This window comes from Streptococcus sp. 477, from assembly GCF_013277295.1.
Lineage (GTDB): Bacteria > Bacillota > Bacilli > Lactobacillales > Streptococcaceae > Streptococcus > Streptococcus pseudopneumoniae.
The window spans coordinates 1-8,797 of record NZ_VMMQ01000051.1 but is presented as its reverse complement, the minus strand read 5'-3'; the positions used below and the strand labels follow the sequence as shown (position 1 = coordinate 8,797).

Genomic DNA, 8,797 nt, shown 5'->3' with positions numbered 1-8,797 from the left:
ATCTGCAACCTCAAAGCTGTACTTTGAGCAGCTTACGGCTAGTTTACTCTTTGATTTTCATTGAGTATGAAACTAAATTTCAAACACATAGTCCTTTTATTATACTGCAAGAAGATATAGTTTTCAATTATAGTTTTTCTCTAACTAGCTATAGTCTATTTTTATATCCTAATGTAGAGAAAACAGCCCTAGGGACTGTTTTTCATTAATAATGCATAAGAACCTTGTAATCGTAGTCCCCGATTTTTTCACGGCCGTTCAATTCATCCAATTCAACAAGGAAGGCACAACCTGCTACAATACCACCAAGTTTTTCAATCATCTCGATAGTTGCCTTAACAGTTCCACCTGTTGCCAAGAGGTCATCTACAATAAGAACGCGTTGACCTGGTTTGATTGCATCCGCATGCATAGTCAAGGTATCAACACCGTACTCTTTTTCATAGTCAGCAGAAATGACTTCACGTGGCAATTTACCTGGTTTACGAACAGGTGCAAAACCAATTCCCAACTCAAAGGCAACTGGACAGCCCACAATAAATCCACGAGCCTCAGGCCCTACAACCATGTCAATTTTCTTGTCAGTAGCATACTGAACAATTTCACGAACAGCGTAGCTATAAGCATTTCCATCAGCCATCAAAGGACTAATATCACGGAAGGTGATACCTTCTTTTGGATAATTTTCAATTGTTGCAATGTAATCTTTTAAATTCATATTTTTCTTTCTTTCAAAGTTTTTACTCTCTATTATAGCATATTTTCCAGTAAAGAAGAAAGGGAAAACAATATTTCATTTGCTAGTCACCCTATAAGTCAAATAAGACGACCATTTTTATTCAAGGCACGTCACAAGATAGATACATAATATGACTTCCCTAGCAAAAAGGAGAGAAGCATTTTGTTTCTCTCCCTAGACTAACTGATATCTCTCCACTACAATCGATAAAGAGATATCTTTTCTTGTACTGCTTTGAATTTTATTTATTTTAATAGACTGTTTTTTCAGTTTCTACATCGAAGAAGTGTGCTTTGTTCAAGTCAAATCCAAGTTCAACTGTTGCACCTGTTTGCAAGTAATCACGAGCATCAACTTTAGCAACAAATTCGTCTTTACCAACTTGGCAGTATAGGTGAGATTCTGAACCAAGCAGTTCTGATACAGAGATAGTCGCTTTTACAACACAGTCTGGGAATGTTTCAAGGAAAGCAGGTTCTGCATTCACATCTTCTGGACGGATACCGAAAATCAACTCTTTACCTTCGTAGCCTTTTTCGCGAAGAACTTTCAATGCTCCTTCTGGAACTTTCAAACGGAAACCATCAGAAATAATTTCGCTACCAACTAATTTCACATTGATGAAGTTCATTGCTGGGCTTCCGATGAATCCTGCAACGAATTTGTTAACTGGGTTTTTGTAAACTTCTTGAGGAGTACCGATTTGCTCAACACGTCCGATAGTACCTGTACCAGCAGGGTTCTTAGTTGCTGACATGATAACGATACGGTCTGCAAGTGTCATCGCTTCTGTTTGGTCGTGAGTTACGTAGATAGTTGTAGCTCCGATACGACGGTGGATTTTCGCAATTTCAGCACGCATTGATACACGAAGTTTTGCATCCAAGTTTGACAAAGGTTCGTCCATCAAGAATACTTTTGCATCACGGACGATGGCACGACCCATGGCAACACGTTGACGTTGACCACCTGAAAGGTCAGCTGGTTTACGTTCCAAGAATTCTTTCAATCCAAGGATTTCAGCTGCTTCTTGCACACGTTTGTCGATGTCTTCTTTGCTGTATTTACGCAATTTCAAACCGAAAGCCATGTTATCGTATACAGTCATGTGTGGGTAAAGAGCGTAGTTTTGGAATACCATGGCGATGTCACGGTCTTTTGGAGCTACGTCGTTGACAACCACGCCATCGATAGATGCAGTACCTTCTGTGATGTCTTCAAGACCAGCAATCATACGAAGGGTTGTTGATTTACCACATCCTGAAGGACCTACGAAAACGATAAATTCTTTATCTTTGATATTCAAGTTGAAATCTTCAACTGAATAGTGTTCGCTGTTTGGATATTTTTTGTAAATATTTTTAAGATTCAATTCTACCATGAGGTGAACTCCTTTTGTTTTTGATAATTATATTATAGATGAAAACGTTTTACATTTCTATGGCAAGGTGACCAAAAAAACAAAAAAATTCTGTGCAACTTGCACAAAACTTTAGAGAATATCGGAGAATTTGAAGAAGATAATCTTTATTATTCTTCTATACAAAAGCAGAAACAAGGATCAGCTTTCCCATATTTTCGCTGATTCTCCACTACATTTGACTGGATTCTAATTTTTTAGAGAAATACAAAAGAGCTAGCCTAAGCTAACTCTTATCCTATGCGGAGAGAGGGACTTGAACCCTCACGACCTAAAGCGGTCACAGGATCCTTAGTCCTGCGCGTCTGCCAATTCCGCCATCCCCGCGTCGATTACTTTACTAGTATATCAACTTTTGGGATGCTTGTCAACACTTTTTTTCAATTTTTTTCATTTCATCAACCAAATTACTCTAAAATTTCATTTAGATTTTCATCTACTAACTTAGCTCCAAGTGTATTTTTGAAATGACCTAGGGCAAATTGATGATTTTCAGGCCAGATGGAAGCAACAGCTGGTTGAACAATCTCGATGTCATAACCTAGATTATAGGCATCAATAGCTGTATGCAGGACACAGATATCCGTCAAGACACCTGTTAAGATAACTGTAGAAATGCGACGCTCTCTCAAACGAATATCTAGGTCAGTCCCTGAAAAAGCTGAGTAATGGCGTTTATCCATCCAAAAGACACGACTGTCTGAACCATGCTCTTGATAAAAGATCCCCAAGTCTCCGTATAAATTGCGTCCACTAGTCCCAATCAGATTATGAGGAGGAAATAGTTTACTTTCTGGATGAAAACAATCGTTTTCTTCATGAGCATCAATAGTAAAGAAGATATAATCTCCCCGTTCAAAAGCTAATCGAGTCACCTTGCTAATGGCATCCGAAATAGCCTGAGCTGGAGCCCCTGCTGTCAATTTACCACTATCAGCAACAAAATCTTCTGTATAATCAATCGAAATTAAAGCTTTAGTCATTAGTAATCTCTTTTCTTCACTTCTTCAAAAATATCTGAAATCAAGACCTTAAGGTAGGTTCCCTTCATTCCAAGTGAGCGACTTTCAATAATTCCCGCAGATTCAAGTTTACGAAGGGCATTGACAATCACAGAGCGGGTAATTCCGATACGGTCTGCAATCACTGATGCAGTCAACTGCCCTTCATTTCCATTTAATTCCCCTAAAATTGCTGAAACAGCACGGAGTTCGGAGTAAGAAAGGGTATTAACCGCCATGGTGACAGCAGTACGGCGACGGATATTTTTCTCATCTTCTTCACGCTGGAAGTTAAGAAGCTGAATCCCAACAACGGTACTGGCAATCTCAACAAGAATCAAGTCCTCATCTTCGAATTTTTTATCATTGCGCCAAATAATCAAAGAACCAAGGCGAATCCCCGATACATGAATCGGTGCAATAGTCGTCAAGCCATCTGGAAAATCTTCTCTACTCTCAACAGGGAAAATACTCATATCATGCTCAACAGGCAAATTTGCTTCTGTTTCGTAAATCATATTAGCCCCTTGAACGTAGTCATCTGGGAAAATCTTAGTTTGGAAGAATTGCTCTACGCGATCTGTATTTGTTTTATAACGCATAAAATAGCCAAGCAGACGTCCCTTACTATTGATAATGCAGGCATTGCAATGAATAATATCCGCTAACTGACGCGTAATAGCGTTGTAAGGAAGCTCATCCTGAAACTGCTCCTCTGAGCGCTTCAAAATTGATGTAATCTTTCTTGTTTTTTCTAATAAATGTGCCATTTTTCACCTCGAATTTAATCGCTATCATTATAACATAAACAGATTGAATTTTCAATTATTATCTGAAAATTGCTTATTTAATTGCAATTTAGACTAGCTGAAATATTTTAGAAAATTATGTTTTCTTATTGACAACCTAATTTATATTTGATATTATATCATTATAAGAAGGTGGGTTGATAATACCTTTCCATTTCACCTATCCTTTGCTATCACCATCTTCTTTCACCCTTGGTCTCCTTATATAAAAAAGCGATTCATTTTGAACCGCTTTTTCTTATTTATCTCCCTTGTTACGAATAACAAAGCCTGTTTGCTTTTCACTTGAAGTATTGCGTGGTTTTTTATTATCCTTACGGTAACGTCTGTCTTTATCAAAACTATCATTGCCACGACTTCCTTTTTTGAAATCATCCCGACGACCATTACCACGGCGATCACGGTCTCGACGATCACGGTCTCGACGGTCATCTCCACGACGACCTCCCTTAGCTTTACCACCGAAGCCATTACCTGATGGTTTAAATGGCAGTGGTTTTTCACGCGCAATCTCCACTTCTGGAAGGCTATCCGGATCTTGAACAGTCAGACTCAAGATATACATTGCCAATTCTTCTGGAGTAAATTCGGCAGCTAGCTTACGAGCATCCTTACCAAATTTCTCAAAGTTAGCACGGATAGTCTCATCTGCAAAATCACGTTCGATTTTCTTGAGAGCTACCTGTTTTTTAGCTTGGAAGGCTTCTTCTGCACTTGCAGGTTTGAGACCTTTCATGCGTTTCTTGGTCAAGTTTTCAATGATTTGGAGGTAGCCCATTTCATTTGGTGATACGAAAGTAATAGACTGACCTGACTTACCGGCACGACCTGTACGACCGATACGGTGAACATAACTTTCAGGATCTTGTGGAATATCGTAGTTATAGACATGGGTCACACCTGAAATATCCAAACCACGCGCTGCAACGTCCGTCGCAACTAGAACATCCAGATTTCCATTTTTAAAGTCACGAAGGACACGAAGACGTTTGTTTTGGTCTAGGTCTCCATGAATTCCTTCTGCACGGAAGCCACGGATTTTCAAACCACGAGTCAATTCATCCACACGACGTTTGGTACGACCAAATACGATAGCAAGCTCAGGTTGCTCCACATCCATGAGACGTGTCATAGTATCAAATTTTTCTTGTTCCTTAACTCGGATATAGTATTGATCAACCAATTCTGTTGTCAATTCCTTAGCAGCAATCTTCACATGCTCAGGTTCTTTCATAAACTGAACACCGATACGTTTGATGGCATCTGGCATAGTTGCTGAGAAAAGAAGAGTTTGTCGATTTTCAGGGACACGGGAGATGATAGCTTCAATGTCTTCAAGGAAGCCCATGTTGAGCATTTCATCCGCTTCGTCAAGGATAAGCGTTTCAATATCTTGTAATTTCAAGGCCTTGCGTTTGATCAAGTCTAAGAGGCGACCAGGTGTTCCCACCACGATATGGGCACCAGATTTAAGAGCCTTAATTTGTTTTTCAATGCTTGATCCGCCGTATACTGAGCGGACTTTGACTCCCTTGCTACGACCAAAACGGAACAATTCCTCTTGACTTTGGACAGCGAGTTCACGAGTTGGAGCGATCACCAAGGCTTGGATAGTCGCTTCTTCTGTACGGATTTTTTCAAGGGTAGGCAAGCCAAAGGCTGCAGTTTTTCCTGTACCAGTCTGAGCTTGACCGATAACGTCCTTGCCTTCAAGGGCCAAGGGAATGGTTTGTTCTTGGATCGGACTGGCTTCTACAAAACCAGCTTTTTCAATCTCTGCTAGCAAATCAGCAGACAAGTTTAATTCATTAAATTTCACGTTGTTCTTCTTTCTAAAGGTGGTGCGAAGCCACCCTATAGGGCTTAGTGTATACTTTTCTTTTTATGACGTATTTTCATATACTGGATATAAAATCGTGTTGCTTCTTTTCCACAAAAGAAAAGTACTGTTTTCTTTGCAACCTATCTAGTATAACACAAGAGAGAAGCAAAAGATAGCCCAATTTCTCTAGAAAATCATGTAAGCGGTTTTTGACCTTCCTTTTTGATGGAACGACCTAGATAATAAGACAAAGCCAAGGCTATACTATATAAAATGATAAAAACGAACAAGGTTTGTGTGTAAGAATGAGCCATTTTATAAGTTTCTGCTAATAAAATAGGTCCTGCTAAACCAGCCATTGCCCAAGCTGTTAAAATATAACCATGCAGAGCAGCTAATTCCTTGGTTCCAAAAATATCACTGAGATAAGCTGGAATCAATGAAAAACCAGCTCCATAGCAAGTCATCAAAATAGACATAGCGACTACAAATAAAACGGAATCTGTAAAGAGCCAAAGTGAGAGAGAAAAGAAAAGATTGACAAGCAGTAATATACTAAAGGTTAGAGGGCGACCGATATAGTCAGACAAACTCGCCCAAAGCAAGCGACCAAATCCATTGAAAATCCCTAAAACGCCCACCATTACTGCTGCATGACTTGTAGACAAGCCAGCCATCTCCTGTGCCATTGGCGATGCCGCTGAAATTAAGCCTAAACCACAAGCTATGTTGATAAAGAAAATAATCCAAAGTATATAAAACCGATTGCTTTTTAGAGCCTGATTTGCAGTCATCCCTTGCGTCAGAGAGTCTGTTTTTTCTTTCCCTGAAACAGATAAAATTGCAAGCTCTTGTTCATTTGGACGCTTAATGAATTGTGAAGCTAGGAGCATGATAATAAAGTAACTTGCACCTAAAATATAAAAAGTTTCTACAAGCCCTACCCCTGCGATGAGATGTTGCGCTATGGGACTAGTCAATAAAGAAGCAAAACCAAACCCCATAATCGCTAAACCTGTTGCGAGACCACGTTTATCAGGAAACCATTTTATAATCGTTGACACAGGGGTAATATAGCCGGCTCCCAAACCAAGCCCACCTAAAATACCATAAGCCAGATACAACAACCACAGTTCCTGACGGTCTATTGCAAATCCTGTTAAGATATTTCCACCTGCGTATAGAAAAGCAGATAGACTCCCCATGACTCTCGGACCAAATTTTTCTACCAAACGCCCCATAAATGCAGCCGATAAGCCTAAACAAAAGATTGCTAGACTAAAGGCAAAGGCAACAGAAGCCTGATCCCATCCCGTTTTTTCAATAATAGGGTTACGATAAACACTCCAAGCATAAGTCGAACCCAGCATTAAGTGTAAAATGACCCCAGCAAAGGCAATAATATAACGATTCGATTTCATAAAACCTCCTATTTTCGAACATTTATTCTATCTTATATAAAAATAGATAGGATTTTAGTTTATCAAGCTTGTCAAAAAATTACTAGCTTTTTGTCTGGAAAGCGTTTTTATTTTTTTCTGTCTTTTTCGTAGCAGAATTGTGCAAAAGTTTTTTTCTTGTGCTAGAATGTAATTCGAATAGGAGGAACTCTAAATGTTAACTTATGATTTAATCGTTATCGGATTTGGTAAGGCTGGTAAAACACTAGCTGGTAAATTGGCTTCAGCTGGCAAAAAAGTTGCCCTCGTTGAACGTAGCAAAGCTATGTACGGTGGAACTTGTATCAACATCGGTTGTATCCCAACTAAGACTTTGCTAGTTGCTGCTGAGAAAGACTTGTCTTTTGAAGAAGTCATTGCTACCAAAAATACTATCACTGGTCGCCTCAACGGTAAAAACTATGCGACTGTTGCTGGTACAGGCGTGGATATCTTTGATGCGGAAGCTCACTTCCTTTCAAATAAAGTCATCGAAATCCAAGCTGGTGATGAAAAGAAAGAACTGACTGCTGAAACAATCGTCATCAACACTGGTGCTGTTTCAAACGTCTTGCCTATCCCTGGACTTGCTACAAGCAAGAACGTCTTTGACTCAACAGGTATCCAAAATTTGGACAAATTGCCTGAAAAACTTGGAGTCCTTGGTGGTGGAAATATCGGTCTTGAATTTGCTGGCCTTTACAACAAACTTGGAAGCAAGGTTACAGTCCTAGATGCCTTGGATACATTCCTACCTCGTGCAGAACCTTCCATCGCAGCTCTTGCTAAACAATACCTGGAAGAAGACGGTATTGAATTGCTTCAAAATATCCATACTACTGAAATTAAAAACGACGGTGACCAAGTGCTTATCGTAACTGAAGACGAAACTTACCGTTTCGATGCCCTTCTCTACGCAACTGGACGTAAACCAAATGTAGAACCACTTCAACTTGAAAATACAGATATTGAACTTACTGAACGTGGTGCTATTAAAGTAGACAAACATTGTCAAACAAACGTTCCTGGTGTATTTGCAGTTGGGGATGTCAACGGTGGCCTTCAATTTACTTACATTTCACTTGATGACTTCCGTGTTGTCTACAGCTACCTTGCTGGAGATGGCAGCTACACACTTGAAGACCGTCTCAATGTACCAAACACCATGTTTATCACACCTGCACTTTCACAAGTTGGTTTGACTGAAAGCCAAGCAGCAGATTTGAAACTTCCATACGCTGTTAAGGAAATTCCTGTTGCAGCCATGCCTCGTGGTCACGTAAATGGAAACCTTCGCGGAGCTTTCAAAGCTGTTGTTAATACTGAAACCAAAGAAATTCTTGGAGCAAGCATCTTCTCAGAAGGTTCTCAAGAAATCATCAACATCATCACTGTTGCTATGGACAACAAGATTCCTTACACTTACTTCACAAAACAAATCTTCACTCACCCAACCTTGGCTGAGAACTTGAATGACTTGTTTGCGATTTAAGTTGAGATCACATCTTAACTGACAGCCCTCTGAGGGCTGTTTTCATTTCTGCGAAATCTCATACTCTTCGAAAAT

At 39.6% G+C, this 8,797-nt stretch carries 8 protein-coding genes and 1 tRNA gene; 2 read left to right on the top strand and 7 right to left on the bottom strand.

From position 1 onward, the window contains the following. On the top strand, positions 1 to 209 hold a 209-nt coding region (locus HT691_RS11150; RefSeq protein ID WP_205380622.1), incomplete at its 5' end, for a hypothetical protein. On the opposite strand, the gene HT691_RS06635 is transcribed toward HT691_RS11150, so the two are convergent. The 7 genes from HT691_RS06635 to HT691_RS06605 all read right to left on the bottom strand — a co-directional run bounded on the left by HT691_RS06635 (position 206) and on the right by HT691_RS06605 (position 7,212). Continuing rightward, on the bottom strand, positions 206 to 718 hold the full coding sequence (locus HT691_RS06635; protein WP_023933925.1) for an adenine phosphoribosyltransferase: 513 nt from the start codon (positions 716 to 718) through the stop codon (positions 206 to 208). The two genes, HT691_RS11150 and HT691_RS06635, sit on opposite strands and share 4 nt — an antisense overlap. A 271-nt stretch (positions 719 to 989) precedes the next feature. Beyond that, positions 990 to 2,120 (bottom strand): sn-glycerol-3-phosphate ABC transporter ATP-binding protein UgpC, encoded by a 1,131-nt coding sequence (gene ugpC / locus HT691_RS06630; protein WP_000229957.1) that lies wholly within the window; start codon positions 2,118 to 2,120, stop codon positions 990 to 992. A 280-nt stretch (positions 2,121 to 2,400) separates the two neighbouring features. Beyond that, positions 2,401 to 2,486, bottom strand: a tRNA-Leu gene (locus HT691_RS06625). 80 nt (positions 2,487 to 2,566) lie between these two features. Continuing rightward, the gene (locus HT691_RS06620) at positions 2,567 to 3,142 is read right to left on the bottom strand and encodes an isochorismatase family cysteine hydrolase (protein ID WP_000158719.1); all 576 of its coding nucleotides are present in this window, start codon (positions 3,140 to 3,142) and stop codon (positions 2,567 to 2,569) included. Next, on the bottom strand, positions 3,142 to 3,930 hold the full coding sequence (gene codY, locus HT691_RS06615; RefSeq protein WP_000940723.1) for a GTP-sensing pleiotropic transcriptional regulator CodY: 789 nt from the start codon (positions 3,928 to 3,930) through the stop codon (positions 3,142 to 3,144). Before codY ends, HT691_RS06620 begins: the two co-directional genes overlap by 1 nt. A 277-nt stretch (positions 3,931 to 4,207) precedes the next feature. Beyond that, positions 4,208 to 5,788, bottom strand: a complete 1,581-nt coding sequence (locus HT691_RS06610) for a DEAD/DEAH box helicase (RefSeq protein ID WP_172922802.1) — start codon at positions 5,786 to 5,788, stop codon at positions 4,208 to 4,210. Positions 5,789 to 5,985: 197 nt separating this feature from the next. Next, positions 5,986 to 7,212, bottom strand: coding sequence for an OFA family MFS transporter (locus tag HT691_RS06605; RefSeq protein WP_138700646.1), 1,227 nt, complete (start codon positions 7,210 to 7,212; stop codon positions 5,986 to 5,988). Positions 7,213 to 7,405: 193 nt separating this feature from the next. Here HT691_RS06605 and HT691_RS06600 point away from each other — a divergent pair, with 193 nt between their 5' ends. After that, positions 7,406 to 8,722: an FAD-containing oxidoreductase gene (locus tag HT691_RS06600; protein WP_023933921.1), complete on the top strand. Its 1,317-nt coding sequence runs from the start codon at positions 7,406 to 7,408 to the stop codon at positions 8,720 to 8,722. The last annotated feature ends 75 nt before the right edge of the window (positions 8,723 to 8,797 follow it).